At 67.1% G+C, this 26008-nt stretch carries 27 protein-coding genes and 1 rRNA gene; 22 read left to right on the top strand and 6 right to left on the bottom strand.

The window, feature by feature from the left end; genetic code table 11:
• Window positions 1-203: 203 nt before the first annotated feature.
• The 10 genes from rrf to BSZ40_RS01890 all read left to right on the top strand — a co-directional run bounded on the left by rrf (window position 204) and on the right by BSZ40_RS01890 (window position 10073).
• Window positions 204-320 (top strand): 5S ribosomal RNA (gene rrf / locus BSZ40_RS01845).
• Between the two features lie 266 nt (window positions 321-586).
• Window positions 587-2734, top strand: a complete 2148-nt coding sequence (locus BSZ40_RS11460; RefSeq protein ID WP_143180850.1) for a hypothetical protein — start codon at window positions 587-589, stop codon at window positions 2732-2734.
• Window positions 2731-3765, top strand: a complete 1035-nt coding sequence (locus BSZ40_RS01860) for an HAD hydrolase-like protein (RefSeq protein WP_073822768.1) — start codon at window positions 2731-2733, stop codon at window positions 3763-3765. Before BSZ40_RS11460 ends, BSZ40_RS01860 begins: the two co-directional genes overlap by 4 nt.
• Window positions 3759-3908 carry a hypothetical protein gene (locus BSZ40_RS11815; RefSeq protein ID WP_158020852.1) on the top strand — a complete coding sequence of 50 codons (150 nt, stop codon included), beginning with the start codon at window positions 3759-3761 and terminating at the stop codon, window positions 3906-3908. Before BSZ40_RS01860 ends, BSZ40_RS11815 begins: the two co-directional genes overlap by 7 nt.
• 1 nt (window position 3909) lies before the next feature.
• Window positions 3910-4743, top strand: a complete 834-nt coding sequence (locus tag BSZ40_RS01865; protein ID WP_073822770.1) for a TlyA family RNA methyltransferase — start codon at window positions 3910-3912, stop codon at window positions 4741-4743.
• Complete coding sequence (locus BSZ40_RS01870) at window positions 4740-5570, top strand: NAD kinase (protein ID WP_073822772.1); 831 nt, start codon at window positions 4740-4742, stop codon at window positions 5568-5570. The genes BSZ40_RS01865 and BSZ40_RS01870 overlap by 4 nt, the downstream gene beginning before the upstream one ends.
• Window positions 5570-7252, top strand: coding sequence for a DNA repair protein RecN (gene recN, locus BSZ40_RS01875; protein ID WP_073822774.1), 1683 nt, complete (start codon window positions 5570-5572; stop codon window positions 7250-7252). The genes BSZ40_RS01870 and recN overlap by 1 nt, the downstream gene beginning before the upstream one ends.
• Entirely contained in the window at window positions 7249-8412 is a 1164-nt protein-coding gene (steA, locus tag BSZ40_RS01880; protein ID WP_124852011.1) for a putative cytokinetic ring protein SteA, read from the top strand. Before recN ends, steA begins: the two co-directional genes overlap by 4 nt.
• Window positions 8406-9437, top strand: a complete 1032-nt coding sequence (locus tag BSZ40_RS01885; RefSeq protein ID WP_073822778.1) for a copper transporter — start codon at window positions 8406-8408, stop codon at window positions 9435-9437. Before steA ends, BSZ40_RS01885 begins: the two co-directional genes overlap by 7 nt.
• A 6-nt stretch (window positions 9438-9443) precedes the next feature.
• The gene (locus BSZ40_RS01890; protein WP_073822780.1) at window positions 9444-10073 is read left to right on the top strand and encodes an NUDIX domain-containing protein; all 630 of its coding nucleotides are present in this window, start codon (window positions 9444-9446) and stop codon (window positions 10071-10073) included.
• Between the two features lie 18 nt (window positions 10074-10091).
• On the opposite strand, the gene BSZ40_RS11465 is transcribed toward BSZ40_RS01890, so the two are convergent.
• Window positions 10092-10364, bottom strand: coding sequence for a hypothetical protein (locus BSZ40_RS11465; RefSeq protein WP_143180851.1), 273 nt, complete (start codon window positions 10362-10364; stop codon window positions 10092-10094).
• Window positions 10365-10433: 69 nt separating this feature from the next.
• Complete coding sequence (locus BSZ40_RS01895) at window positions 10434-11933, bottom strand: Hsp70 family protein (RefSeq protein WP_073822782.1); 1500 nt, start codon at window positions 11931-11933, stop codon at window positions 10434-10436.
• Window positions 11934-12202: 269 nt separating this feature from the next.
• Between BSZ40_RS01895 and BSZ40_RS01900 the strand changes: the two genes are divergently transcribed.
• The 8 genes from BSZ40_RS01900 to BSZ40_RS11205 are packed head-to-tail and all read left to right on the top strand — an operon-like array spanning window position 12203 to window position 18806.
• The gene (locus BSZ40_RS01900; protein ID WP_073822784.1) at window positions 12203-12904 is read left to right on the top strand and encodes a helix-turn-helix transcriptional regulator; all 702 of its coding nucleotides are present in this window, start codon (window positions 12203-12205) and stop codon (window positions 12902-12904) included.
• Between the two features lie 17 nt (window positions 12905-12921).
• Window positions 12922-14358 (top strand): Fe-S cluster assembly protein SufB, encoded by a 1437-nt coding sequence (gene sufB / locus BSZ40_RS01905; protein WP_073822786.1) that lies wholly within the window; start codon window positions 12922-12924, stop codon window positions 14356-14358.
• On the top strand, window positions 14359-15561 hold the full coding sequence (gene sufD / locus BSZ40_RS01910) for a Fe-S cluster assembly protein SufD (protein ID WP_073822788.1): 1203 nt from the start codon (window positions 14359-14361) through the stop codon (window positions 15559-15561). It begins immediately after the preceding gene.
• On the top strand, window positions 15558-15884 hold the full coding sequence (locus tag BSZ40_RS01915; RefSeq protein WP_073822790.1) for a Rieske (2Fe-2S) protein: 327 nt from the start codon (window positions 15558-15560) through the stop codon (window positions 15882-15884). Before sufD ends, BSZ40_RS01915 begins: the two co-directional genes overlap by 4 nt.
• A gap of 15 nt (window positions 15885-15899) precedes the next feature.
• On the top strand, window positions 15900-16649 hold the full coding sequence (gene sufC, locus BSZ40_RS01920; protein WP_073822792.1) for a Fe-S cluster assembly ATPase SufC: 750 nt from the start codon (window positions 15900-15902) through the stop codon (window positions 16647-16649).
• Window positions 16649-17908, top strand: coding sequence for an aminotransferase class V-fold PLP-dependent enzyme (locus tag BSZ40_RS01925; RefSeq protein ID WP_073822794.1), 1260 nt, complete (start codon window positions 16649-16651; stop codon window positions 17906-17908). The genes sufC and BSZ40_RS01925 overlap by 1 nt, the downstream gene beginning before the upstream one ends.
• A complete protein-coding gene (gene sufU / locus BSZ40_RS01930; RefSeq protein ID WP_073822797.1) occupies window positions 17908-18360 on the top strand; it encodes a Fe-S cluster assembly sulfur transfer protein SufU in 453 nt (150 codons plus the stop codon). Before BSZ40_RS01925 ends, sufU begins: the two co-directional genes overlap by 1 nt.
• Window positions 18360-18806: a metal-sulfur cluster assembly factor gene (locus tag BSZ40_RS11205; RefSeq protein ID WP_245793772.1), complete on the top strand. Its 447-nt coding sequence runs from the start codon at window positions 18360-18362 to the stop codon at window positions 18804-18806. Before sufU ends, BSZ40_RS11205 begins: the two co-directional genes overlap by 1 nt.
• 57 nt (window positions 18807-18863) lie before the next feature.
• Here BSZ40_RS11205 and ypfJ read toward each other — a convergent pair whose 3' ends face one another.
• Complete coding sequence (gene ypfJ, locus BSZ40_RS01940) at window positions 18864-19778, bottom strand: KPN_02809 family neutral zinc metallopeptidase (protein ID WP_073822799.1); 915 nt, start codon at window positions 19776-19778, stop codon at window positions 18864-18866.
• A 52-nt stretch (window positions 19779-19830) separates the two neighbouring features.
• On the opposite strand from ypfJ, the gene BSZ40_RS01945 reads away from it, so the two are divergent.
• Window positions 19831-21465 carry an ABC-F family ATP-binding cassette domain-containing protein gene (locus BSZ40_RS01945; RefSeq protein WP_185695816.1) on the top strand — a complete coding sequence of 545 codons (1635 nt, stop codon included), beginning with the start codon at window positions 19831-19833 and terminating at the stop codon, window positions 21463-21465.
• Here BSZ40_RS01945 and BSZ40_RS11470 read toward each other — a convergent pair.
• Window positions 21442-21648: a hypothetical protein gene (locus tag BSZ40_RS11470; protein WP_073822803.1), complete on the bottom strand. Its 207-nt coding sequence runs from the start codon at window positions 21646-21648 to the stop codon at window positions 21442-21444. The two genes, BSZ40_RS01945 and BSZ40_RS11470, sit on opposite strands and share 24 nt — an antisense overlap.
• A 140-nt stretch (window positions 21649-21788) precedes the next feature.
• On the opposite strand from BSZ40_RS11470, the gene fabG reads away from it, so the two are divergent.
• The 3 genes from fabG to BSZ40_RS01965 are packed head-to-tail and all read left to right on the top strand — an operon-like array spanning window position 21789 to window position 23819.
• Window positions 21789-22499: a 3-oxoacyl-ACP reductase FabG gene (fabG, locus tag BSZ40_RS01955; RefSeq protein ID WP_073822805.1), complete on the top strand. Its 711-nt coding sequence runs from the start codon at window positions 21789-21791 to the stop codon at window positions 22497-22499.
• Between the two features lie 13 nt (window positions 22500-22512).
• Complete coding sequence (gene fabI / locus BSZ40_RS01960) at window positions 22513-23280, top strand: enoyl-ACP reductase FabI (RefSeq protein ID WP_073822807.1); 768 nt, start codon at window positions 22513-22515, stop codon at window positions 23278-23280.
• A 59-nt stretch (window positions 23281-23339) separates the two neighbouring features.
• Window positions 23340-23819, top strand: a complete 480-nt coding sequence (locus BSZ40_RS01965; protein ID WP_073822809.1) for a SixA phosphatase family protein — start codon at window positions 23340-23342, stop codon at window positions 23817-23819.
• Here BSZ40_RS01965 and serB read toward each other — a convergent pair.
• Window positions 23807-24706 (bottom strand): phosphoserine phosphatase SerB, encoded by a 900-nt coding sequence (gene serB / locus BSZ40_RS01970; protein WP_222842725.1) that lies wholly within the window; start codon window positions 24704-24706, stop codon window positions 23807-23809. The genes BSZ40_RS01965 and serB overlap by 13 nt on opposite strands.
• Complete coding sequence (locus BSZ40_RS01975; protein WP_073823263.1) at window positions 24703-25947, bottom strand: glucose-1-phosphate adenylyltransferase; 1245 nt, start codon at window positions 25945-25947, stop codon at window positions 24703-24705. The genes serB and BSZ40_RS01975 overlap by 4 nt, the downstream gene beginning before the upstream one ends.
• Window positions 25948-26008: the final 61 nt, after the last annotated feature.

Genomic DNA, 26008 nt, shown 5'->3' on the forward strand with positions numbered 1-26008 from the left:
GTTGATAGGCCAGACGTGGAAGCACGGTAACGTGTGGAGCTGACTGGTACTAATAGACCAACAACTACAAACCAACACAAACACAACACATTAAACACAAACCCAGACACGACCAACACGCATGCACACACCCGCTCTACAGTTACAAACCCACCAAACAACACCCCCCCAAGGGGGGGGGAACATGGTGAGTTAAATAAACGTGCGGCGGTCACAGCGTCAGGGAAACGCCCGGACCCATACCGAACCCGGAAGCTAAGCCTGACAGCGCCAATGGTACTGCACCCGCCAGGGTGTGGGAGAGTAGGACACCGCCGCCACCACACCCAGTGGGCCCCCCAACAACACAGTTGCGGGGCCCACAACCACAACCACCTATCGGTGGGCTGGCACTTGCGACCTGCGCATCTGCCGGCGTCCAATTCCTGGGCGACGCGGACCGCCTGACCTAGAGCACTTCCCGCGGGCTGGCAGACAGGTGCGCGTGGGCCATACCTCACGCCGCGCGCAAGCCCAAGCGACGGCGGGGGAGGGGAGGCTGGTTAGTATGGTCGAGACTTAAGAAATCCAGAGGATGGCAAGCAGCATGGCTAACGACGATAACGCCCGCAGCAACGAAGAGCGAGACCCCCGCCGAACAGACGAAGGCCATGCATGGCGTGCCGACGGCGACCGGTTCAATCGGCGCCCGCGCGCGGACCGGCAGGGCGAGGCAGACCGCGGCGGCCGGGGCGAACGCCGGTTTGAGCGCGGTGGGCGTGGCTTTGGGGCCGATGACCGGCGGCAAGAGCGTGGTCCGCGCGCCGGGCGAGGTTTTGCTCGGGGCGAGCGGAGCGATGAGCGGCGCGGCTGGGGGGAGCGGGGTCCGCGGCGACAGTGGGACGAGCGCGACGGTCGGGGCCAGCGCCGCTTCGACCGCGACGAGGGCCGACGTTTTGCCGACCGCGATCAGCGCGACTGGGCGGAGCGTGGCCCGCGGCGACAGTGGGACGAGCGCGAGGGCCGGGGTGAGCGCCGGTTTGAGCGCGGTGGGCGTGGCTTTGGGGCCGATGACCGGCGGCAAGAGCGTGGTCCGCGCGCCGGGCGTGGTTTTGCTCGGGGCGAGCGCACCTACGAGCGGCGGGAGTGGGACGGCCGCGAAGAGCGGGGCGAGCGCGGCGGTTCCCGGGATGGACAGCGTCGGTGGGAGGAGCGGGGTCCGCGGCGCGAGTGGGACGAGGGCCGGGGTGGGCGTGGTGAGCGCCGGTTTGAGCGCGGTGGGCGTGGCTTTGGGGCCGATGACCGGCGGCAAGAGCGTGGTCCGCGCGCCGGGCGAGGTTTTGCTCGGGGCGAGCGGAGCGATGAGCGGCGCGGCTGGGGGGAGCGGGGTCCGCGGCGACAGTGGGACGAGCGCGACGGTCGGGGCCAGCGCCGCTTCGACCGCGACGAGGGCCGACGTTTTGCCGACCGCGATCAGCGCGGCTGGGCGGAGCGGGGTCCGCGGCGCGAGTGGGACGAGCGCGAGGGCCGGGGTGAGCGGCGGTTTGACCGCGCTGGGCGACACACTGATCGAGACGAGCAACGCCCGGCGCAGGAGCACGAAGGCTACCCGTCCGCGCCCCAGGACAGCGACGCGGCCCCCCAGGCGGCCGTGCGGACGTCGGCAGGCCTTGAGTTCCCCGCCGACCTAGATGCCAAGCAGCTAGACAAGCCGACGCGGATGCGTCTGCGTTCCCTGTCCGAGGAGACGGCGGGCCGGGTGGCATTGCACCTGCTCATGGTGCAAAAGCACCTCGTCGACGATCCCGATCTGGCCTGGGCCCACGCCGAGGGCGCGGTCCGGCAGGCCGGCCGCATCGACGTCGTCCGGGAAGCTGCGGCCCTGGCTGCCTACTCCGCCGGACACTTCCAGGAAACGCTGCGCGAGGTGCGGGCCCTGCGCCGCCTGTCGGGGCGGCACGTGCATCTGGCCATCGAGGCAGACGCCGAGCGGGCGCTAGGTCGCCACAGCAAGGCCCTGGAGATCATCGCGGGTTCGTCCCGGTACACGATGGATGTCATCGAGCGGGCCGAGCTGGCGATGGTCGAAGCCGGCATCCGCATGGAGCTGGGCGAGCCGGAGGCGGCACTACTGGTCATCGACCACGCGTTGTCCTCCCTGCAGGCCGACGAGGAGACGGTGCTGCGCCTCGTGTCCGTCAAGGTCGATACCCTGCGGCTGCTGGACCGCGCCGCCGAGGCGGACGCCCTCGTCGCCCACTACGGTCTGACCGACGAAGAAACCATCGAGATCCACGACCTGACCGAGCTCGTCGAGACGGAGGAAGAGGAAGCTCCGGCTGGTGCCGCGGACGCGGCCACTACGGAACTGTCGGCACCCGCAGCAACGGAGGGGGACAACCAGGCACTTACTGAGGAGCGGCATGACCAACCGTCGCTCCCCAAGACTGATCCCGTTTCGGCCGCCGCCGCCCCGGAGCTCCCGGCCGCCGCCGCGGCGGAGCAGGTTGTCGCCGAACTGACGCCGACGGAGGCAGCGGAGGTCGCCGCCGCCCAGCAGTACGGGGCAGCCGACATTGCGGCGGAGGTTGAGGAGCTGTTGACCGCGGATACCCCACCGGCCGACGTGGTGCCTACCGCCGATTCGGCCCCGGCAGCCGCGGCCTCAGAGCCCCCGAGTCGGGCCTCCGAGCCGGAAACCGACGGTCAGGAGGAGCCCGCGCCGGACCTCTTCTCGCTGGAGGACGACCAGTGACGGCTCGCACGTGGTTGGCCGACAGCACGCAACCGCTGGCGCAGGCACACGATGTGGCCCTATTGGACCTAGACGGCGTGTGCTACGCCGGGCAACTGCCCATCCCGCACGCCGCGGCGGCGCTGGCCGCCTCCCACAAGGCCGGGCTGCGACACCAGTTCGTCACGAATAACGCCTCGCGCACCCCGGAGCAGGTGGCGGCGCACCTGCGGGAATTGGGGATCGCGGCCCAAGCAGACCAGGTCCTGACCGCCGCGCAGGACGTGGCCGCCATCATGGCCGAGCAGTTGCCCGCCGGGGCAGCCGTCTTGGTTGTTGGCAGTCCGGCCTTGAGCGAGGCAGTACAAGCCGAAGGACTGCGGCCGGTTAGCTCGGTGGACGACGCCCCAGTGGCCGTCGTCCAGGGCCTAGACAAGACCCTGGACTGGCAGCGGCTGACCGAAGGGACGCTGGCTATCTCCCGCGGGGCCGCCTATTACGCGTCCAACCTGGACTCGACCCTGCCCACTGAGCGGGGCATGGCGCTCGGCAACGGAGCACTGGTCGCGGCCTTGCAGCACGCCACCGGTGTTGCTCCGACCCCAGCGGGCAAGCCGTTGGCGGGTATCTTCGCCCGGGCGGTGGCCCGCAGCGGTGCACGGAACCCGCTGGGAGTAGGTGACCGGCTCGGCACCGACATTCGGGGCGCAGCCGCGGCCGCCGTGCCCTCGCTGCATGTGTTGACTGGGGTCAACGATGCGCGGGACGTGGCCCTTGCCGATCCCGCCGAGCGGCCCGCCTACCTGGCTGTCGATCTACGTGGCCTGCACGAGGTCCACCCTGAGGTAGAAGCGTTACCCGACGGCGCGCGTTGTCGCCAAGCTGAGGCGGTGGTAGTAGAGGGGCACGTGCGCATAGACCGCCACCCCCTGCAGGAGGGCGCCCAGCTGACTGGTGACCAATACCGGGCGGTGGTGTGTGCAGTGTGGGCAGCCCGCGACGCTCACCGGGCAGTTACGGTGCCCCACTTCACGGTGCAGGCAGCATGCTGAACAAGCCCGGTCCCGTCGGCCAAGCCCCGGACCTGCGGCCCGCCATTGAACAGCTGGAGTTCCTGGACGTGGCGGCTCATCCGGCGGCCCTGACCGAGATCGAGGAGCAGCTGCGGGCGGCCCTCCAAGGGGGGACGGCCTGACATGGCGCGCCTGATTCGCCTAGACAGTGAGCTGGTGCGCCGGGGCCTAGCTCGCTCCCGCACCCAGGCCGCTGAACTAATAGAGGCTGGACTCGTAACCCTCGACGGTGCCGTCGTGACGAAGGCCGCCCGGCAAGTCAACCCGGCGCAAGCAGTCGAGGTACGGCAAACCGGCGGCCACGATTACGTCTCTCGCGGGGCCTTGAAGCTGGCCGGGGCACTGGATGCCCTCGGCGAGCGCGCCCCGATCATCGCGGGCCGCCGGTGCCTAGACGCCGGTGCCTCCACCGGGGGGTTTACCGACGTGTTACTGCGGCGCGGGGCCGCCCACGTCGTCGCGGTAGACGTCGGCTACGGTCAGTTGGCGTGGTCGCTACGCAGCGATCCACGGGTGACCGCCTTGGACCGCACTAATGTGCGCACCTTGGACCCGGCCGCCGTCGCCCCCGCCCCCGACCTGGTGGTGGGTGACCTGTCCTTCATCTCGCTCACCCTGGTGTTGGCACCCCTGGTGCAGGCCGCCGCCCCGGACGCCGACTTCCTCTTACTGGTCAAGCCCCAATTTGAGGTGGGCAAGGAACGCCTTGGCGCGGGCGGTGTCGTGCGCGACCCAGCCCTGCATCGCGAAACTGTGCTCACCGTCGCCGAGGCGGCTCGCCAGCAAGGACTGCGCATTCGCCACATTCAAGCCAGCCCGCTGCCCGGCCCCGCCGGTAACGTGGAGTACTTTGTGTCCATGACCCGCCGCGCAGACTACCCCGCCCTGGCCGCAGAGGAATTGCCTGCTGCGGTGGCGGCGGCAGTCAGTGCTGGGCCCGCAGGGGAGCGGCAGTGAGAAGGCGGGTCCGGGTCATTCACCACCGGCGCCGCCTCGAATCGCGGGTGGCAGCGGAACGGGTACGCGGCGAGCTACGTCGGCACGGCATGGAGCCGGTTGGGCCGGATGCTCCTGGCGAGGTGGAGATCACCGTCGTGCTCGGCGGGGACGGAACGATCCTGTCAGCCGTTGAACAGGGCCGCGGGGACCAGGTACCGATCATCGGGATAAATACGGGACACGTGGGCTTCCTAGCGGAGGCCGATCCGGAGGACCTCAGCACCGTAGTCGGCCGGATCGCGGCCCGTGACTACACGGTGGAAGAACGCATGACCCTCGATGTGACCGTCACTCACCTGGACGGCACCCTCACCCACGGGTGGGCCCTGAATGAGGCCGCGTTGGAAAAAACCCTGCGGGGCTCCATGGTGGATGTGACGATAGGGGTGGACGGCCGGGCCATGTCCTCGTTTGGCTGCGACGGTCTGGTCATGTCTACCCCCACTGGCTCCACTGCGTACGCCTTCTCCGGCGGCGGCCCAGTGGTGTGGCCGGATGTGGAAGCCATGCTGCTGGTGCCCATCGCGGGGCACGCCCTTTTCACGCGTCCCCTGGTGGTGGGCCCGTCCTCGGTGCTGGAGGTCGAAGTGACCGGACGATCAACCTGTGCCGCCGAGTTGTGTTTCGACGGCCGTCGCCGTTGCGTGGTGCCGCGCGGGGCCCACATCTCGGTGCGCAAAGGAAGTCAGCCGGTGCGTCTGGCCCGCATAAACGACACCCCCTTCTCGGGGCGACTAGTGGCCAAGTTCCAGCTACCGGTGCAAGGTTGGCGGGCGGGAGACTAGTGCTAGAAGAACTACGGATTTCTTCAATCGGGGTGCTGGAAGAGGCCGAGGTGCTGCTGGGCAGTGGCCTGACTGTCATTACCGGCGAGACGGGGGCAGGCAAGTCCATGCTGCTCGGTTCACTGGCATTGGCCTCCGGGGCTCAGGCCGATGCGTCGCTCGTGCGCGCAGGCGCCGAAGCGGCCCGCGTGGAGGCCACCTTCGTTCTCCCTCCCGGCCCGCAAGCGCGCCGGGTGGAGGAAATGGTGGAGGAAGCCGGGGGCACCTTGGACGACGGCGCCCTCATCGTGACGCGCACCCAACCACGCGCGGGCCGTTCCCGGTGTCACCTAGGAGGCCGCACCGTCCCCCGGGCAGTGCTGGCCGACGTCGTGTCCCTGCTGGTGCAAGTACACGGGCAGGCCGACCAATTGGCGCTCCGCAAGCCAGCCCGCCAGCGGGAGGTGCTCGATGCCTTCGGGGGAGCCGACCACCAGCCGCTGCTCGCCGCCCACGCGCAGGCCTACCACCGGTGGCGCGCAGCGCAGCAGGCAGCCGACGACTGGACTGCCTCGGCCGCAGAGCGGGCCCGCGAGGTGGAGACGCTGAGCGCGGTTCTGGCCGAGGTGGAGGCGCTGGAGGTACGGGAAGGGGAAGAAGAAGAGCTGCGGGCCGAGGCCGAGCGGCTCACTAACGTCGAGGACCTGCGGGCCGCCGCAGCTGGGGCCCACCAGGTGCTGCACGCCGAAGGGGGTGTCACCGACCTGCTGAGCACGGTGGTGCGCCTCATTACGGACATCGCCCAGCTCGATCCGGCCCCGCGCTCGTGGGAAGAGACGGTAGTCGGCGCCCGCACCGCGTTGACCGACGTGGCAGCGGAGGTGGGCAGCTATCTGGAGGGCCTGGAGGCCGATCCGCAGCGGCTGGAGGCGGTGCACGCCCGCCGGGCCGCTTTGACGCAGCTGCTGCGTGGGCGGGCTACCGACGTCACGGAGCTGCTTGCCTGGTGCGCGGCCGCCCGGGACCGACTCGCAGAGATCGGTGGGGGAGAGGATCGCACCACCGAGCTAGTGGAGCAGGCAGCAGCCGCCCATCGTGAGTTGCAGGCGGCCACCGCGACCCTGACGAGGGCCCGCACCGCCTTGGCTGAACGTTTGGCAACCGAGATAGCCGCCGAGTTGGCGGCCCTGGCAATGCCGCGGGCCCGCCTGCTTGTCGATATTCAACCCGGCCCCGTCAAAGCCCACGGCGGGGACGAGGTGACGTTGCTGCTGCAAACAGATCCCCACCTCGCCGCTGCCCCCTTAGCGAGTTCGGCCTCCGGTGGCGAACTTTCACGCATCATGCTGGCGCTGGAAGTCGTCTTGGCTCGCCGCCAGGGGGAAGCGCGCACGTTGATCTTTGATGAAGTCGATGCGGGCGTAGGCGGCAAGGCGGCCAGCGAAGTGGGCCTCCGGCTGGCGCAGTTGGCCCGCCACCACCAAGTGCTCGTCGTCACTCACCTGGCGCAAGTAGCGGCCTTCGCCGACCAACACTTGACGGTCACGAAAGAGGAAGGCACGACGACGGTGCGGCCGGTGCAGGGGGCGCAGCGGGTGCGGGAAGTGGCCCGCATGCTCTCCGGCAGTGACGACACTCCTACCGCTTTCAGGCATGGCGAAGAACTGATTGCGGCGGCCCGCGTGAGACTATCGGAAACGTGAGAGCCGCTAGCGAACAAAATGTGGACGGTGAGCTGACAGGCGTCGTACGGGTCGATCCCAAAGCCCGCGCCTTGTCCCGGCTTGCGCCCGGGCAGATCTTGGCGATCGACATTGTGGACCTGGATCGAGCGACGGCCGACGCCATTGTCAGGCGGCAGCCCGCCGCAGTATTGAATGCCTCAGCATGTATCTCTGGCCGGTACCCGAGCCTCGGGCCGCGCGTGCTCCTGGACGCGGGTATCCCGGTGGTTGACCAACTAGGGCCAGACATGTTGGCTATCCGGGACGGGCAGAAGATCAGCGTGCGCGCCGGGCAGGTGCTGCGCAAGAACAAGCTCATCGCCGAGGGACAGCGGCTCGAGAAAGAGGCCGTGTTGGCGGCCCTCGACCAGGCCCGCACCGGACTGGCCATCCAGATGGATGCCTTCGCAGCCTCCCTGACTGATCATCTGGAGCGGGACCGGTCCCTGCTGCTGGAACGTGCGGGGCTGCCGCAGCTGGCCACCAACCTGCAGGGCAGGCACGTTTTTATTGCCTCGCGGGGCGCGGATCTGGCCACCGATCTGCGTCGGGCCCGGCGCTATCTGCGTGATGCCCGGCCGGTGATCATTGCGGTCGACGACGCCTGCGAGGAACTGCGTGCCGCCCGCCTGCAAGCCGACATCATTCTTGGCGATGTTGCCACGCTGTCCGAGAGCTACCTGAAATCTGCCGCCGAGTTTGTGCTGACCACGCACGCCCCGGGTTTTCGCACCGGCTCGACCTTGCTCGGGGAGCTGGGGGTGGGCTACCAAACCGTCGACTCTGCCATTAACGCCACCGACTTGGCGATTTTGCTGGCGGAGGCCGCGGGAGCAAGCCTCATAGTCACGGCAGGTATTGGCCACAGCATCGACGAGTTTCTCGACCGTGGCCAGGCCACCATGGCCTCCAATCTGTTGGCGCGGCTGCGGGCCAGCGATCGGGTAGTGACCACCCACGCCGTGGTGGAACTTAGTCGGCGGCAGGTGCCAACCTGGCTGCTGTTGACCATGCTGGTAGCAGCCTTGGCGGCCCTGGGGGTGGCGTTAGCAGTGACCGAGGCCGGGCGGTCCGTTTTGACTTTCCTGTTGTCGGCAGCGGCTGACTCGGCCGCCGTGAAGGAGGTAGCGCTGTGTTGAACTTTCGGTACCACGTGGTGTCTTTGATCGCGGTGTTCCTGGCCTTGGCGCTGGGGGTGGTGCTCGGAGCGGGACCTTTGCAGCGGCAAGTCGGCAACCTGCTGTCCTCCCAGCTGGTTGAGGCACGGCAGGCCCGGGACGACTACAAGGGCCAGGTAGGGCAGCTGACCGAACAGTTGTCCGGGCACGACCATCTGGTGGAATCGCTGCGGGGAGAACTTGTCCCCGGCACCCTGCCCGGGCTGCAGGTGGCCCTGGTGAGTCTGCCCGGCACCGACCCGGCGGACGTGGAGGCGACCAAAACCGTGCTCGCGGAGGCAGGCGCACAGGTGGTGGCCGACGTGGCCATTACGCCCGCGTGGGGCGACCCGACGAAGGCCACCTACCGGTCGACCTTTGCGGGCCAGTTGCGCAGCTACCTGGATCCGCAGCCAGCTGCCCAGGCAGACGCCGACACGGTATTTGCCCAGGCTTTGGCCACTATGCTGACCAAGACCGGGGAGGGCTCCGCCACGATCACCGAGTTCCTCGCGCAAACCGAGACGAAATTTGTGACGGGGGCGGGGCAGCAGCAGGATGTTGCGCACAGCGTGGTGGTGCTTGCCCCGCGCAGCGACAGTGACCTGGTGGATGCCCTCGGGTTGACGACGCAGGATGAGGCATTGCAGGCGCAGCGGCGCGCCCACCTGATCCTCGCTGAAGAGCTGGCGGCAGCGGCGCGCGGCGGCATTGTGGTCGGCCCCGCCACCGACAGCGATGATCTTGTTTCCACGCTCCGTGCCTCGGGTAAGGCTGTCTCCACGCTTGACGGGATCGGCACCCCCACGGCCACAGTTTTCACGCCCCGGGTTTTGGCTGCCGCGGTCAGCGGTAAGCACGGCGCCTACGGGGTGTCCCCCTCCGCTACCGAAGGGATGGCCCCGGCGATACAGCTGCCCGGCGCGGCGGGCCTGGAGGGCAGTGAAGCACCGCCGACGCCCGCGCCGCAACCCACCGATACCCCCAGCCCCGCTGCAACCGAGTAGGTAAAAATGGCAGAGTTGCAAGACAGCAAAGACCTATCCCGCGCGGTCGTAGCTCGCCGCGAAATATTCCGCGGATTTGCCTTTGGGCTAGTCAGTGAAGATGTCCTGTTGGCTCCCGCTGATCCGCACCCCGCCACGCGTGACTTTGTCGATCACCCTGGCGCAGTGGCAATCGTGGCGCTCCGGGAAGAAAAAGGCGAGCCCGAGGTGCTGTTGTTGCGGCAGTATCGCCACCCGGTGCGGGCCCTGCTTTGGGAGGTGCCCGCCGGCCTGCTCGACGTCGAGGGCGAGGACCCCGCCGCGGCGGCGGCGCGGGAATTGGCCGAGGAAGCCTCCTTGCGGGCCGACCGGTGGGACGTGCTCGTCGACTACTTCACCACCCCCGGGGGCAACAGCGAATCCTTACGCATCTTCCTGGCTCGCGACCTGCAGGCCGCCCCTCTCCCGGCAGGATTCACCCGGCAGGCGGAGGAGCGGGACATGGAGCTGCGGTGGGTGCCGCTGAGCCAGGCGGTGCAGGCCGTGCACGCCGGGCACCTGCACAACCCGTCTGCCGTGGTCGGCGTGTTAGCTACCGCCTCGGCCCTTGCTGACCCGCGCCGCCTGCGCCCTGTGGACGCACACTGGTTACGGTAAGAGAGGGCAAACGCCCGCTTACGGGAAGGCCTCGTCGATGTCGCGCGCGAGGTTGCCCCGCTCAGCGCAGAAGCTGGTCAGGCGAGAGAGCAGCACGGTTGCCCGCGCATCGGTGGTGTCTTGCGGATCAATGCCGCGGGCGGCGAGAGCGGCATTGATCCGCTGCGCCACCGCGACCGCTTTTTCCGGTGAGGGGTTAAGAACATCCTGGCAGGTAACCTGTCCCGCCCCGCACCCGGTTAAGTCCCCGGCCAGGAGCAGAGGCCAAGCCAGGCCCCAGAATCTGCGCACTCCAGCCTCCCGCCGCAAAGACACTATACCGGCCACCGTCAGTTTAGTGAGCTGGGTCGCAGTTTTGGGTTAAGCCAGGCGGTAGGCGCGTTCGTGTCCCGTCCCCAGGTTGCGGATGGTCACCGAGATCATGCCTGCGGCGTCCAACTCGTAGCGTTCCTCGATCTCCTGCCAGCTTTCATCGCGCAAGACCGGGTAGCCCGCCAGATCCTCTATCCCCTCCAGGTCTGGGGCAAACGGGTGCGTCACGCACGCGAACGGCGCCACGTCCCCGACCGGTAGCCCGTGTTCGTCCAGCTCGCGGGCCTCGACAAACCGGAAGACCCCGATGTTGTGGGCCGCGTGGTAGCGGCGCGTGAGCGTGCGTACCCCAGAGCTGGGCAGCGTCTCGTGGGCCCCCACGATGGCGTCGAACGTCGTCTGGGCCCCGGCGTCTCCTTCCCGGAAGACCCCAAAGGAACGCGACAGCTGGTCCGAGAGGTCGTAACCGACATCGTCGGCGGCAATGGCCAGGCCGACAGCCACCGAGCCGGCGGGCAGTGGGGAACGCAGCACCCGCCGCCCGAAACGTTCCCGCAGGGCCCGCGGTACCAGCGGCAGCGAGGAGGAACCGCCGACCACGTAGATGCCGGCCACGTCCTCGTCCTTCAGGGCTTGGGCCCCGGTGGAGGGCAGTAGGGGGGCCATGGCGGTGATGGTGCGGTCCACGATGGAAGTCAGCGAGTCGTAAAACTCGGCAACCGGCAGGGCCACCACCTCCCCGGCCACGTCCAGCACTATCCGCCGCGACTGGGGCACCAGGTTTTCCTTGGCGGTCCGGCATTGCATCAACAGGTCATCGAAGTCGGTAACCGACAGATCCTTCCGGTGCTTGCCCGCCTCCTTCAACGCCATCTCTAGCAGCACCAGGTCGACATCGTCGCCCCCGAGGTGATTGTCCCCGGCCGTGGCGATCACTTCGTGGTCTTGTCCGTCTATCGCGACCAGGGAAGCATCAAACGTGCCGCCCCCAAAGTCGTAGACGATGACTCGCGTGCGCTGCGATGTCATCGAGGTGGGGCGGGCGTGCGTGAACTCGAAACCCGCGGCACTGGGTTCGTTCAGCAACGCCGTGATCTTGAAGCCCGCGCGGCGGAAGGCCTCCAGTGTCATCTTGCGCTGCATCCCGAAGGCGCGGGCAGGCACCGCCACCACGGCCTCCAGCGGCTGGTCGGAGTCTAGGTGGGCGGCCAATGTGGAGGCCGCCAGGGCCATGCGCAGCGACGTGAAGAAAGCGGTGAGCACATCAAGCAGCAGGTAGGTGTGCTTGCCGATGGTTACCGGTGTCTCCATGGTCAGGTGTGGGTCAGCGAGCAGCCGCTTGAACGACCGCAGCATGGGCAGCTCCGGGCGGGCCTGGGCGGCGTGCCCACACAACAAGGTGCCGTCCGGCAGGCAGGTCACCAACGTGGGGACGAAGGAGTGCGCGTTGCCTTCGGGGTCAAGAAACTGCGCCACCGGGTAGTTACCGCGGTCCGCGAGGGCTACGATCGTGCGGGTGGTGCCGAAGTCAATGCCGAGTCGCGTCATCCCTGTTCCTGTTCGTTTGTGAGGGGCATCCGGGGCGCGGGGCGCGCGGCCCGAACCAGTTTAAGCAACTTCTGCCGTCCGCTGGCCTGTGCGGTGCCTGTGAATGCGCAGACGTGGGCGATGCCACCTTCGCGATTCGGTGACGTGACAAGGAATACAGCCGAAAAAGCGACCTGCCGGGAATTGGGAAGTCGTATGTTGCGTAATGACCTATAGTGGGACGTTAGTACCGGCAAGCAAACAGGGCACACCAGGGTGGAGGGGGCAACGTGACTGACGAGATCGGCACCCGCGCGGCAGTGCTGGACCTGATTGTGGAAAAGGGGCCGGTCACCACCTCCACCATGGCCCGCATCCTTGGCCTCACCGCGGCGGCGGTACGGCGCCACGTCACCGCGCTGGAGGCGGCCGGGCAGATCGAGGCCCGGGACGCCAACCCGGTGGGCAAACGAGGGCGCGGGCGCCCGGCCCGGGCCTACGTGGCCACCTCCGCGGCCCACGACCACTTGCCCGACGAGTACTCGATGCTGGCCAATCGTGCCATCGCCTTCCTGGCCCAGGTGGCCGGGGAGGCGGCCGTCGAGAGTTTTGCCGCTTCCCGCTCCCGCGAGATCGAACGTCGGTACCGGCCGATCATTGACGCTGTGGGGGACGACCACCACGACCGTGCCGAAGCGCTCGCCAATGCGCTCAACGAAGACGGCTACGCTGCTACCGTCCGCGACATCGGGGACGGTACATTCGCCGTGCAACTCTGCCAAGGCCACTGCCCAGTGCGGGCGGTCGCCGACAAGTTCCCCCAACTTTGTGACGCGGAAACCGCCGCGTTCGCACGCCTGTTGGATGTTCACATCCAACGCTTGGCGACCCTGGCTGGCGGCGCCCACGCCTGCACCACCCACATTCCGCTCGGCATACCGACGATACGTGGGGCGCGCAAGGGCGGCGGCGCTAAGCCCCGAAAGAACTAGTGACCGGAAGGACACATATGGATACCACGCAGCCTACGCAAGGGCCGCAGACCGATGAGGAGATCATCGCGTCGATCGGCGCGTACGGCTACGGCTGGCACGACTCAGACGAGGCCGGTGCCAACGCCGAGCGGGGCCTGAACGAGGCCGTTGTTAGGCGCATCTCGGCGTTGAAAAACGAACCCGAATGGATGCTGAAGCGGCGCCTGAAGGCACTGGCGCTGTTCGATAAAAAGCCAATGCCACGCTGGGGAGCTGACCTGTCGGGTATCGATTTTGATTCGATCAAGTACTTTGTGCGTTCCACGGAGCGGCAGGCCACCACGTGGGACGAGCTGCCAGAGGACATCAAGCGCACCTATGACCGACTTGGGATCCCGGAGGCCGAGAAGCAGCGCCTGGTGGCCGGGGTGGCTGCCCAGTACGAATCCGAAGTGGTCTACCACCAGATCCGGGAGGACCTGGAACGGCAGGGCGTGATCTTCCTGGATACGGACACGGCCCTGCAGGAACACCCCGAGCTCTTCCAGCAGTACTTCGGCACGGTGGTGCCAACCGGGGACAATAAGTTTGCGGCCCTGAACACCGCTGTGTGGTCCGGCGGCTCGTTCGTGTACGTGCCCCCGGGCGTGCACGTGGATATCCCGCTGCAGGCCTACTTCCGGATCAACACCGAGAACATGGGCCAATTCGAGCGCACGCTCATCATTGCGGACGAGGGCTCCTACGTGCACTACGTCGAGGGCTGCACCGCGCCCATTTACAGCTCGGACTCCCTGCACTCCGCGGTGGTGGAAATCATCGTTAAGAAGGACGCGCGGGTGCGCTACACGACGATCCAGAACTGGTCCAACAACGTCTACAACCTCGTCACCAAACGAACCACGGTCGAGGCAGGCGGCACCATGGAGTGGGTCGACGGCAACATTGGTTCCAAGGTGACCATGAAGTACCCGGCGGTCTACCTCATGGGCGAGCACGCCCGGGGCGAGACCCTGTCCATCGCCTTTGCGGGCGAGGGGCAGCACCAGGACACCGGCAGCAAGATGGTGCACATGGCGCCCCACACGTCGTCGTCCATCGTGTCGAAGTCTGTGGCGCGCGGCGGGGGCCGCTCGGCTTACCGGGGGCTGGTGCAGGTGCTGCCCGAGGCGCCTCACTCCAAATCCAATGTGCTGTGTGACGCCCTGCTGGTGGACGATATTTCGCGGTCCGATACCTACCCGTACGTCGACGTGCGGACCGACGACGTGGAGATGGGGCATGAGGCCACGGTTTCAAAGGTGAGCGCGGATCAGTTGTTCTACCTGATGAGTCGTGGTTTGGAAGAAAAGGAAGCAATGGCGATGATCGTGCGAGGGTTCGTGGAACCGATCGCGCGCGAACTGCCGATGGAGTACGCGCTCGAGTTGAACCGACTGATCGAGCTGCAAATGGAAGGATCGGTGGGCTGAGTGAACGCCAGCACTGACCACTCCCGCGCCCAGTTGGTGGGTGCCCACAGTGACGGGCGGGGCGTGACCAAGCCAGAAGGCTCGCGCGCAGATCGCCGCACGTCGTTCAATATTGACGACTTTGCACTGCCCACCGGCCGCGAAGAAGAATGGCGCTTTACCCCCATCACCCAGCTGGAGCAGTTCTTCACGCCCACGCCCGTGCAGGAACACGGCATCAACTGGCAGGTGCTCCACGGTGGCGCGGATGTTGCTAGCCTGCGGCACGGCCAGCAGCCGCGGGACACGGTGCTCACCCCCGCTGACCGCCTGTCGGCCATTGCCGCGGCCCTGACAGACGAAGCGCTGTACCTGACCATCCCGGCCGGACGCGAACTGGCCGAGCCGGTGCGGGTCAACATTGCTGGCATCGGGCGGTCGGAAACCAACTACGGACACGTGGTGGTGGAGGCGCGGACAGGCTCCCGCGCGGTGGTCATCCTGGACCACACGGGTAGCGCCCGCCTAAACGGCAACGTCGAGATCAAGGTGGAGGATGAGGCCGAGTTGACGGTCGTGTCCCTGCAGCGGTGGAACGATGACGCCATCCACACCGGTGAGCACAAGGCGGTCGTCGGGAAGGACGCCAACTTCAAGCACGTGGTGGTCACTCTGGGGGGAGCCCTGGTCCGCTTGAACGCCAATGTGGCCTACACGGAGCAGGGCGGCAGCGCCCACCTGCTCGGGGTCTACTTTGCTGACGCTGGGCAGCACCTAGAACACCGGTCCTTCGTGGATCACAACACCGCCAACTGCGTGTCTCGTGTGACTTACAAGGGGGCACTGCAAGGACAGGACGCCCGCACCGTCTGGGTGGGGGACGTCTTGATCCGCGCAGAGGCGCTGGGCACCGACTCCTACGAGCAGAACCGTAACCTGGTGCTGACCGAGGGGGCGCGGGCCGACTCCATTCCCAACTTGGAAATCGAAACCGGCCAGATCGAGGGCGCCGGGCACGCGAGCGCGACCGGCCGCTTCGACGATAACCAGCTGTTTTATTTGATGAGTCGCGGCATCGACGAGGCCACCGCCCGGCGCCTGGTGGTGCACGGCTTCTTCGCCGAGGTGGTCAACGAGATTGGGGTACCCGAGGTGGTTGAGCTGGTAATGGCGGCCATCGAGGCAGAACTGGACAGTGCGCAGGCCGCCGGGGCGGCGGTGTGAGCGCCCAACTAGTCGCGTCGTTGACCACGCTGGCCCCCGGCCAGGCGGTGGCAGCCACGGTGCGGGACCACACGGGGGCGGACGTGGCCTTGGCTATTGTGCGCACCGAGGACGGCACCGTGCACGCGGTCTCCGAGTACTGCACCCATGGGCAGGTTTCCCTCGTGGAGGGGGACATTGAGGACTGCACAATCGAATGCTGGGCCCACGGGGCCCGCTTCAATCTGGTGACCGGGCAGGGCAGCCTGCCCGCCCCCAGCCCTATAACTGTTTATTCCGTAATTCTTGACGGCGACGACGTCCTCGTCGACGTTGACGCCTGAGAAAGGAACCCGCAAATGTCGAAGTTGGAGATCAAAGACCTGCACGTTGAGGTCGAAACGAAGGAAGGTGCCAAGCCGATCCTGAAGGGCGCCTCCCTCACCATTAACTCGGGTGAGATTCACGCCGTCATGGGCCCCAATGGTTCTGGAAAGTCGACCCTCGCGTACTCAATCGCGGGCCACCCTTCCTATCACGTCACCGGCGGTTCGGTGCTGCTGGACGGGCAGGAAGTGTTGGAGATGGAGGTCGACGAGCGCGCTAAGGCGGGCCTCTTCCTGGCCATGCAGTACCCGGTGGAGGTGCCGGGGGTGTCGGTGTCTAACTTCCTGCGCACCGCCAAGACCGCTATCTCCGGGCAGGCCCCGGCACTGCGGTCCTGGATCGCGGAGGTGAAGGAGGCAATGACGCAGCTGCGCATGGACCCGTCCTTCGCCCAGCGGGACGTCAATGCCGGCTTTTCTGGCGGGGAGAAGAAGCGCCACGAGATCCTGCAGATGGAACTGCTCAAGCCCCGGTTTGCGGTGCTCGACGAGACCGACTCGGGTCTGGATGTTGACGCCCTACGGGTGGTTTCGGAAGGGGTCAACCGGGTGCATGCCAAGACCGAGGCGGGCATCCTGCTGATCACCCACTACACCCGCATCCTCAACTACATTCGCCCGAACTTCGTGCACGTGTTCGTCGATGGCAAGGTGGCTGAGCAGGGCGGGCCAGAACTGGCCACCCGCCTGGAAGAAGAAGGCTACGACCGGTTCGGCGCCTGATGACATACGACCCAGACCGTCTCCGAGCTGACTTCCCCGCGTTGCAGCAAGCCCCGCGGGGAGGCAGCCGCCTGGTTTACCTGGATTGGGCGGCCACCGCCCAGCGCCCGCAGGCGGTGATGGCGGCGGAGGTGGAGTTCACCGAGCAGGCCTATGGCGCGGTGAACCGGGGAACTCACCTACTAGCGGATCGGGCCACCGAGGCCTTCGAGGCAGCTCGCACGCAGGTCGCCAGCTACCTGGGAGCCGAGGCCCACAACCTGGTGTGGACGTCCGGTGCCACCGCCGCCCTGAATATGGTGGCCGGTGGGTTGGGATTAGCAGCGACCGGTTGGCGGGGCAGCAAGTGGCTGCGCCTGGGACCAGGAGACGAGATCGCCGTCACCCGGGCCGAGCATCATGCCAACCTGGTGCCGTGGCAGGAGCTGGCCGCCCGCACAGGGGCTCGCTTGACCTGGCTGGAGTTGGACGCCCAGGGACGCATTGACCTGGCCTCGCTGCCGGTGATCAACTCGCGCACCAAGGTCGTCGCCTGCACCCACGCCTCCAACGTCACCGGTGCGCTCACGCCCGTCGCCGAGATCGTGGCCGCTGCTCGTCAGGTGGGGGCTGTCACGGTGCTCGATGTCTGCCAGTCGGCGGCCCACGGGCAACTCGACCTGCCAGCCCTCGGCGTCGACTTCGCGGCCGTGAGCGCCCACAAAATGTGCGGACCTACCGGTATCGGGGCGCTGTACGGGCGCGCCGAGATGCTGGCGCAATTGCCCCCCACCCTCACCGGTGGTTCCATGGTGACCACGGTGACCATGGAGAAGGCAGAATTTCACGCCGCCCCAGCGGGCCTGGAAGCGGGCACACAGCCCGTGACTCAGGCGGTGGCGTGGGCGGCCGCCGTGAAGTACCTGCGGGCACTCGGCTCGGCGGCGTTACAACGCCACAGGGCCGAGATGACGGAGCTACTACTGGCAGCGGTGAGGCGGGTGCCGCATGTGCGCCTGCTCGGCCCGGACCAGCCCGACCACCGGCTGCCGATCGTGGCGTTCGCCGTGGACGGGGTGCACCCGCACGACGTGGGCCAGTTCCTGGATTCGCAGGGCGTGGCGGTACGTGTCGGCCACCACTGTGCCCAACCGTTGCACGCCCACTTTGGGGTAAAGTCGTCCAGCCGTGCCAGCGCAGGCCCCGTGACCACCCGGGCCGATATCGAGGTCTTCGCGCAAGCGTTGGCGCAAGTACGTTCGTTTTTCGGGGTGCAGTAATGAGTGACTTTGCGGATCTATACCAGCAAGTGATCCTGGACCATGCCCGCCGTCGGGTCGGGTCTGTCCGCTTGGCGCAGCCCACCGGTTCCTCGCACCAGGTCAATACCACGTGCGGGGACGAGGTGGACCTCGACGTCGTGGTGCGGGACGGGCGGCTGCAGGAGATCGGTTGGCAGGCGGAAGGCTGCTCCATCTCGCAAGCCTCCCTGTCGGTACTCAGCGAACTGCTGGTCGGGCGCCCGGTGGCGGAGGCGTTGGCGCTGATAGACCAATTCACGGCGTTGATGCACGCGCGCGGCAACCCGGAAGGACTGGACCTAGAGGCCCTGGAAGACGGGGTGGCGTTTACGGGCGTGGCCAAGTTCCCGGCCCGCATCAAATGCGCACTGTTGGGCTGGATGGCAGCCAAGGACGCGATGGCCGCCTCCGGCGGCGAGGAAGGACTGTGATGGACAACCCGATGGCGGCGCCCACGCCGCAAGACCACGGCCCCGAGAAGCTCGCGGGCAAGGGGAGCGGTTGCGGGGGTGGCAGCGGTGGTTGCGGCTGCGGGCAACCGCAGGAAGAGTCGGGCTGCGGCCAGACCGCCCCGACGGCGGCCGACGTCGAGGAAGCCCTGCGGGACGTGATTGACCCGGAGCTGGGCATTAACGTCGTTGACCTCGGACTGCTCTACGGGGTCCATCTGGACGGGGCAGGCAATGCCACCTTGGACATGACCCTGACCTCGGCGGCCTGCCCACTGACCGATGTCATTGAAGACCAGGCCTCCCAGGCGCTGGCCAGTTTGGTGACTTCCACGACAATCAACTGGGTATGGATGCCGCCGTGGGGACCAGACAAGATCACGGACGATGGGCGAGAGCAGCTGCGAGCCTTGGGATTCAACGTCTGACCAAGCAAAGTGGGGGGCGGGGCACGGTAAGTGCCCCGCCCCCCACGCGCAATCCGGCTAGAGATCGTCCGTGGCGAACGTGTTGCACGCCGCCATCGTGCCCTGCTCGTAACCGATCTTGAACCACTTCATACGTTGGGCGGCGGAGCCGTGCGTAAACGTGTCGGGACGGACTTGGCCGGATTGCGCCTCCTGAATCCGGTCGTCGCCCACGGCCTCGGCGGCATCCAGCGCCGACTGGACCTCGGCCTCGGTGGGCGGGGCCAGGAACGCTACGCCCGTTTCCGGATCGATGGTGTTGGCGGCGTGGCCAACCCACATGCCGGCGTAGCAGTCGGCTTGCAGCTCGATACGAACCTGATCGGACTTCGGGCCGGTGTCCCGTCGGTTAGTGCGGTCGAAGGTGCCTTCCAGCTGCTGAATGTGGTGCCCGGCCTCGTGGGCCACGATGTAGGCCTGGGCCAGCGGCGCGTTCTGGGCACCCAGTTGTGTCTCCAGCAGCTGGAAGAACGATGTGTCGATGTAGATCGACTGATCCAACGGACAATAGAAAGGCCCGGTGGCTGACGAAGCCTGCCCGCAGCCGGAGCGGGTGGAGCCGGTGAACAGCTCCATCTCGGGCTGCACGTATTTGATGCCTGCTTCCTGCGGCAGCACCTTGCTCCACATGACGTCCACGCTTTCGATGGTGGCCAACATACGACAGTTCACGTCCTTGTTAGCGGCCAGCCCATCGACGCAGTGGGCGAGGCTGTCGTCTTGGCCGCCGCCCGCCCGGTCGGCCTCGTTTACGGCGGGTGCGGGTGCCCCGCCGCCGGCCAAACCGGTGAGATCGACTCCGGTGATATTGGAAAGGAGCACTAACAGTAGCGCTCCCACGATGCCCACGCCGCCGATGGTGCCCGCCATCTGCGGGCCAGAGCGGCGGCGCACCCGATTGGGGTTGGTGCGGATTCCGTCATTGAAAGTCATGGCTTCCCCCTATTTTCCTTGCCGCCATGTTACGCAGGTAGCATCCCTCCTTGTGATTAGTGCCCAGGATGTCTCGATTGCTATTGGCGACCGGCAGTTGCTGTCCGCCGCCACTTTCCGTATCGACGCGGGCATGCGCGTGGGGTTAGTGGGGCGCAATGGCGCTGGGAAAACGACGCTCACTAAGCTGTTGGCTGAAGGCGGGGGCGCGACCGGGACCAGCGAGCTGGAAACTGGCGCTATTGCCTATGCGGGCACCATCCGGAAAAAGGGCACGATCGGCTATCTACCGCAAGACCCACGCACCGGGGATCTTACGCAGCTGGCCCGGGACCGGGTGTTGGCGGCGCGTGGCATAGATGTGCTGCTGCAGCGCATTGCGCGGGCCGAGGCCGCCATGGCTAAGGAAACGGGGGATAAGCAGGTCAAGGCGATGGAACGCTACGCGCGCCTGGACCACGAGTTTGCGGTAGCGGGCGGTTACGCCGCGCATGCCGAGGCGGCCCGCATCTGTGCGGCCCTCGGTCTGGACAATCGGGTGCTGTCCCAGCCGCTGCAGACCCTGTCAGGTGGGCAGCGGCGGCGCGTTGAGCTCGCCCGCATCTTGTTTTCCGAGGCGGACACCCTGCTGCTTGATGAGCCCACCAACCACCTGGATCACGACTCGATCCTGTGGCTGCGGGAGTACCTGCGGGCCTACCCGGGGGGTCTGGTATTGATCTCCCACGACGTGGAGCTGCTGCGCGACACCGTCAACCACGTTTTCTACCTCGACGCGAACCGGGGCGTGCTAGACGTGTACAACCTGGGTTGGGACGCCTACCTGCGGCAGCGAGCCGACGACGACAAACGGCGAGCGCGCGAGCGGGCCAGCGCCGAGAAGAAGGCGGCCGCGTTGCGGGCGCAGGGGGAGAAGATGCGCGCCAAGGCCACGAAGGCCGTGGCCGCGCAGCAAATGCTGCGGCGGGCCGAGGAGCTGCTGGCGGGGACCGCGGCAACCCCCGTCCGGGAAAAGGTCGCGGCTTTGCGTTTCCCGACCCCGGCTCCCTGCGGCAAAACCCCTCTCGCGGCGACGGGCCTGACCAAGGACTACGGTTCCTTGGAGGTCTTCCGTGGGGTGGACCTGGCCATCGACCGCGGCTCGCGCGTGGTGGTGCTCGGTTTGAATGGGGCGGGCAAGACCACCCTGCTGCGGCTGCTGGCAGGCATTGAGGAACCCACCAGCGGGCGGGTGGAGGCCGGGCACGGCCTGCGGCTCGGCTACTACGCGCAGGAACACGAGACCTTGGATCCGCAGGCCACGGTCGTGGAGAACCTCCGCCACGCCGCGCCGGGCCTAGATGACACGGCAGTGCGGTCCGTGTTGGGCTCGTTCCTGTTTTCCGGGGCGGACGCCGACAAGCCGACGGCGGTGCTGTCGGGCGGCGAGAAGACCCGCTTGGCCCTGGCCACCCTGGTGGTGAGCGCAGCCAACGTGCTGCTGCTGGACGAACCCACCAACAACCTGGACCCGGCCTCGCGGGCCGAGGTCCTGCGGGCGCTGGCCACCTATGAGGGGGCGGTCGTGCTGGTGACGCACGACCCCGGTGCCGTCACTGCGTTGGCCCCCGATCGGGTGTTGCTCCTGCCGGATGGCGACGAGGACCTGTGGAGCGAGGACTACTTAGCGCTCGTCAATCTCGCCTGAGGCAGGCTCCAGGGCAACCAGCTCGGCGTGCCAGTTGCGGGCGGTGACGTAGTCCAAAAAATCCGGGGCATGCGTAGCGCAGCTGGGCCAGTCCTTGGCACGGGCCCACGGCAGGTTCGGGTTGCGCCAGCGCACCAGCACGGTCGCGGCGGCGCCACATTGGCGGGCACGGCATATCTCCACGCGCCAGACCTTAGCGCGGTCCTGCCCGCCCGCCAAGACCTGCCGGAGGTCGGATTTTGTGTGGCACGCACAGAACCTTCCCGGAGGTTCGTGGGAATTGGTGGTCGCTCCGGCGCGCCGCGAGTGTCACGATTGGAGGTATGACTCAAGCCCGATCTATTTTTGTAACCGGGGCCTCGACCGGCATTGGGGCCGCCATCGCCGCGCATTTCCTCGCGGCCGGAGACCAAGTCGCCACCCTGTCGCGGTCCGGAAAGGGCCCGCAGGGCGCCCTGAACCTGGCCGGTTCCGTCGCCGATGCTGGTGACGTGGAGGCGGCCTTCGCGGCGGCGGAGGCCGCGCACGGCCCCGTCTCGGTGCTGGTGGCCAATGCGGGCATCACGCGTGACACGCTGCTGATGCGCATGAGCGAGGCCGATTGGGACGATGTCATCGCGACTAACCTCACCGGGGTGCAGCGCGTCGTGCGGCGGGCTATTACCCCGATGATCAAGGCCCGGCATGGGCGCATCATCGCCATTTCCTCCGTGGTGGGCATGTTGGGTTCGCCCGGGCAGGTGGCCTACGCGGCCGCCAAGGCGGGACTGATCGGTTTGGTGCGTTCTCTCACCCGCGAAGTAGGTGGACGGGGTATTACTGCCAATGTGGTAGCGCCGGGCTTCGTGGATACCGCCATGACACAGGTGCTCCCGGACAAGCTCAAGTCCGACTACCTCCAACGCATTCCGGCCGGACGCTTCGGTGAGGTCGACGACATCGCGGCAGCGGTGGGCTTCCTTGCCTCCCCGCAGGCCGGTTACATCTCAGGTGCTGTGCTGCCGGTAGATGGTGGCGTTGGCATGGGTCACTGAACGAAAGGTAGCTATGTCTCTGCTCGCTGGTCGCAACATTCTGGTCACTGGGGTGCTGCGCGACAACTCGATCGCTTTCCACGTGGCACGCCTGGCGCAAGAACAGGGCGCCACTGTGGTGCTCACGGCCTTCGGGCGGGCCGCCAAGCTGACTGAGCTGGCCGCCCGGCGCTTGCCCACCGCGCCTGCCATCGTCCCGCTGGACGTCACCAACGACGACGATCTGGCCGCCCTGGCCGAGCGGGTGGGCCAGCACGTGGACCGGTTAGACGCGGTCGTCCACTCCATTGGGTTTGCCCCCCAGTCCGTGATGGGAGGTAACTTCCTGGCCGGGCAGTGGAGTGATGTGGCCGTGGCGGTGGAAACCTCAGCCTTTTCCCTGAAATCGCTGGCGGTGGCCACGCAGCCGCTGCTGAGCGCTGGGGGAGCGATCGTGGGGCTGACCTTCGACGCCTCCGTGGCTTGGCCCGTGTACGACTGGATGGGGGTAGCGAAGGCCGCTTTCGAGTCGACGGCCCGCTACTTGGCCCGCGATCTGGGGCCGAGTGGAATCCGGGTCAATCTGGTGTCTGCTGGACCGATCCGCACCACCGCGGCCACCTCCATCCCCGGATTCGCGGAGATGGAGTCCCGGTGGGGGGAGCGCGCCCCGCTGGGGTGGGACGTCAACGACCCGGAACCGACCGCCCGCGCCGTGGTGGCGCTGTGCTCGGAGTGGTTCCCGGCGACCACCGGGGAGATCGTGCACGTCGACGGCGGGGTGCACGCCCTCGGACAGTGATTGCCGCCGCGACCGCCGGGTAGTTGACAAGTAGCTGCCCGGCGGTCCTTATTGGAGGCGTGAGCAAAACTTTGATCCTCGCCCGGCACGCGGAAGCCGAATTCGACGCCATAACCGACGCGGCCCGCCGCCTGACCGCCAAGGGACAGGCGTGTGCCATCAAACTGGGCTTTGAGCTGGCCAAGCGGGTGCCAGCGGTCGACCTAGCGATTGTCTCGGCCGCCGCCCGCACCCAGGAGACCTATTCGCTGGCCGCGCAGAGTCTGCCCGTGGCTGCCTACGAGCGCTCGGCTGACCTCTACAACGCCTCGGTGGGGGAACTGTTGGCGAGTGTCGCCGAGCTGGCCCCCGAACTGGACACGGTGCTCTTCGTCGGGCACGAGCCGACCATTTCGGGAGCCGGTAGCGTGCTGACCTCGCAGCCTGCGCCCGCCGACGCTCTCGCTTTCGGTATTCCCACGGGCACGGCGCTGGTGTTGGCGATGCCAGCGGGGTGGCAGGGGCCGGGGGACCTGCTGGAAGTGATCTACACCCACTGAGGGTGCCGCCAGATTGCCGCCGCGACCGCGCCGAGGTGCGGCAGTGTGAGCACAACGTCGGCGGCGGCTCGCGCAGCGGGTTTGCCGCACAGGGCGATCGACAGCTCGGCGGCAGCGAACATGTCGAGGTCGTTGGCGCCGTCACCGACCGCCACGGTGTCACGCAAGCCGCTGCGCGCCGACCAGTCGCGCAACAGGGCGGCCTTAGCAGCCCGATCAATTACCGGGCCGACGGTGGTGCCGGTCAGGTGACCCGCCTGACTGCCCAACGTGTTGGCTGCCGTCAGGTCCAACCCGAGCTGGGCCGCCAGGGGCGCGAGCACTTCGCTAAAGCCTCCAGAGACGGCACCGATCTGTCCGCCGTACGCATGCACCATGGCCGCTAGCTGCGCAGCAAAGGGCCGGGGGGTGAGGGAGGCGGCAACTGCCGTCAGGGTGCTCGTTGGCAGCCCGGCGAGCGTGGACACCCGCGCCGTCAGGCTGGTCGCGAAGTCCAACTCGCCGCGCATCGCGGCCTCTGTCAGCGCCGCCACCTGCGCGCGTTTGCCCGCCGCCTGCGCCAACTCTTCGATTACTTCCTCGGCGATGAGCGTGGAATCAACGTCGGAAACCAAGAGGATCGGACCCCGGGCGGCGCTCGGCACGGCAACGATGTCGCAGCCCTCCTCAGCTGCCGTTGGCCAGCGTGCGAGCACGGTTTGGGCCGCCGCGGTCAGGGGGGTGGCGCTCTGTAGATCCACCACCACCAGGTCCGGCGCCCACTCTTGTACGGTGGAGGACGTCACGACCCCGGCGGCTTGGAGGGCCGCCTGCAGCTGCGGCACGGCGGTGGCAGCGCGCGGGTGGGCCAGGCAACGCCCAGCCCACCCGGAAGCAAAGTCGGTCACGGCGTGACTATAGCGCCCTTGGGGACCACCGTCAGTCCGGATTCGGTGACCGTGAAGCCGCGCGCAATGTCATGTTCGCGGTCCATCCCGATCTGGGCGTGCTCCTGGATGGTTACGTGTTTGTCCACGATTGCGTGCTGCACCACTGCGTTACGTCCGACGTTGACCCCGTCCAGCAGCACAGCTTGGCGCACCGAGGACCACGAGTTGACCCGGACCCCGGGCGAGAGTACCGAGTTGAACACCTCGCCGCCGGAGACGATCACCCCCGGGGAGACAATCGAGTCGATGGCGTGGCCTTGCCGTTCATAGGCCCCGTACACGAACTTGGCCGGCGGCACCGTGACATCCACCCCGGCGTAGAGCGGCCAGGCCGAGTTGTAGAGGTTAAAGATGGGGGTGACCGATATAAGGTCCTGGTTGGCCTCGAAGTATGCGTCGAGGGTTCCCACATCGCGCCAATAGTTGCGATCCCGATCAGTTGAGCCGGGCACGTCGTTGAACGTGAAGTCGTACACCCCGGCCGCTTGCTGGGCCACAAACCACGGCACGATCGAGCCGCCCATGTCGTGCTTAGATTCTTCATTGCTAGCATCCACCGTGAGGGCGTCCTGCAGGGCAGCGGCAGAAAAAACATAGTTGCCCATTGAAGCCAACACTTCGTCCGGCGAATCGGGCAGCCCCGGGGTGGAGGCAGGCTTTTCCACAAACTGGTGAATTACCCCGGGGGCCTCGGGGAGCGTCTCGATGATGCCGAACTGATCCGCCTGGGACTTCGGCTGGCGGATACCGGCGACCGTCAGCGGCAGGCCGGAGGCGATGTGATGCTCCACCATCTGGGAAAAGTCCATCCGGTAGATGTTGTCCGCTCCGACGATGAGGACGTAGTCGGGCCGCTCGTCGTCCAGAATGTTGAGGGACTGGTAGATGGCGTCGGCACTGCCCAAAAACCAGTGCTTGCCGCGCCGCTGCTGCGCCGGTACGGGCGCGATGTAGTTGGCGAACAAGTTAGACAAACGCCAGCTCTTGGCGATATGCCGGTCTAGGCTGTGTGACTTGTACTGTGTCAACACCACTACCTTGAGATACCCGGAGTTCACGATGTTGGACAGGGCGAAGTCGATCAGCCGATAGGTGCCGCCGAACGGAACGGCTGGTTTTGCGCGGTCAACGGTCAGCGGCATCAACCGTTTGCCTTCGCCCCCGGCCAGGACAATACAAAGAACTCTGTGTGCAGGCATGGTCATACTCTATGGCGCTTCCCTAGCCTGCGGGCAGCAAACGACGGACAAGATTTCCCGG

This window comes from Buchananella hordeovulneris, from assembly GCF_001907235.1.
GTDB lineage: Bacteria > Actinomycetota > Actinomycetes > Actinomycetales > Actinomycetaceae > Buchananella > Buchananella hordeovulneris.

Bases quoted from the DNA above. Each gene is read 5' to 3' on its own strand.
- BSZ40_RS01895 (WP_073822782.1), bottom strand. From the start codon at position 11,933: ATGACGCGACTCGGCATTGACTTCGGCACCACCCGCACGATCGTAGCC.
- sufC (WP_073822792.1), top strand. From the start codon at position 15,900: ATGTCGAAGTTGGAGATCAAAGACCTGCACGTTGAGGTCGAAACGAAG.
- sufU (WP_073822797.1), top strand. From the start codon at position 17,908: ATGAGTGACTTTGCGGATCTATACCAGCAAGTGATCCTGGACCATGCC.
- BSZ40_RS01865 (WP_073822770.1), top strand. From the start codon at position 3,910: ATGGCGCGCCTGATTCGCCTAGACAGTGAGCTGGTGCGCCGGGGCCTA.
- BSZ40_RS11205 (WP_245793772.1), top strand. From the start codon at position 18,360: ATGGACAACCCGATGGCGGCGCCCACGCCGCAAGACCACGGCCCCGAG.
- BSZ40_RS11460 (WP_143180850.1), top strand. From the start codon at position 587: ATGGCTAACGACGATAACGCCCGCAGCAACGAAGAGCGAGACCCCCGC.
- BSZ40_RS01975 (WP_073823263.1), bottom strand. From the start codon at position 25,947: ATGCCTGCACACAGAGTTCTTTGTATTGTCCTGGCCGGGGGCGAAGGC.
- fabI (WP_073822807.1), top strand. From the start codon at position 22,513: ATGTCTCTGCTCGCTGGTCGCAACATTCTGGTCACTGGGGTGCTGCGC.
- sufB (WP_073822786.1), top strand. From the start codon at position 12,922: ATGGATACCACGCAGCCTACGCAAGGGCCGCAGACCGATGAGGAGATC.
- fabG (WP_073822805.1), top strand. From the start codon at position 21,789: ATGACTCAAGCCCGATCTATTTTTGTAACCGGGGCCTCGACCGGCATT.
- BSZ40_RS01925 (WP_073822794.1), top strand. From the start codon at position 16,649: ATGACATACGACCCAGACCGTCTCCGAGCTGACTTCCCCGCGTTGCAG.
- ypfJ (WP_073822799.1), bottom strand. From the start codon at position 19,778: ATGACTTTCAATGACGGAATCCGCACCAACCCCAATCGGGTGCGCCGC.
- BSZ40_RS01890 (WP_073822780.1), top strand. From the start codon at position 9,444: ATGGCAGAGTTGCAAGACAGCAAAGACCTATCCCGCGCGGTCGTAGCT.
- BSZ40_RS11815 (WP_158020852.1), top strand. From the start codon at position 3,759: ATGCTGAACAAGCCCGGTCCCGTCGGCCAAGCCCCGGACCTGCGGCCC.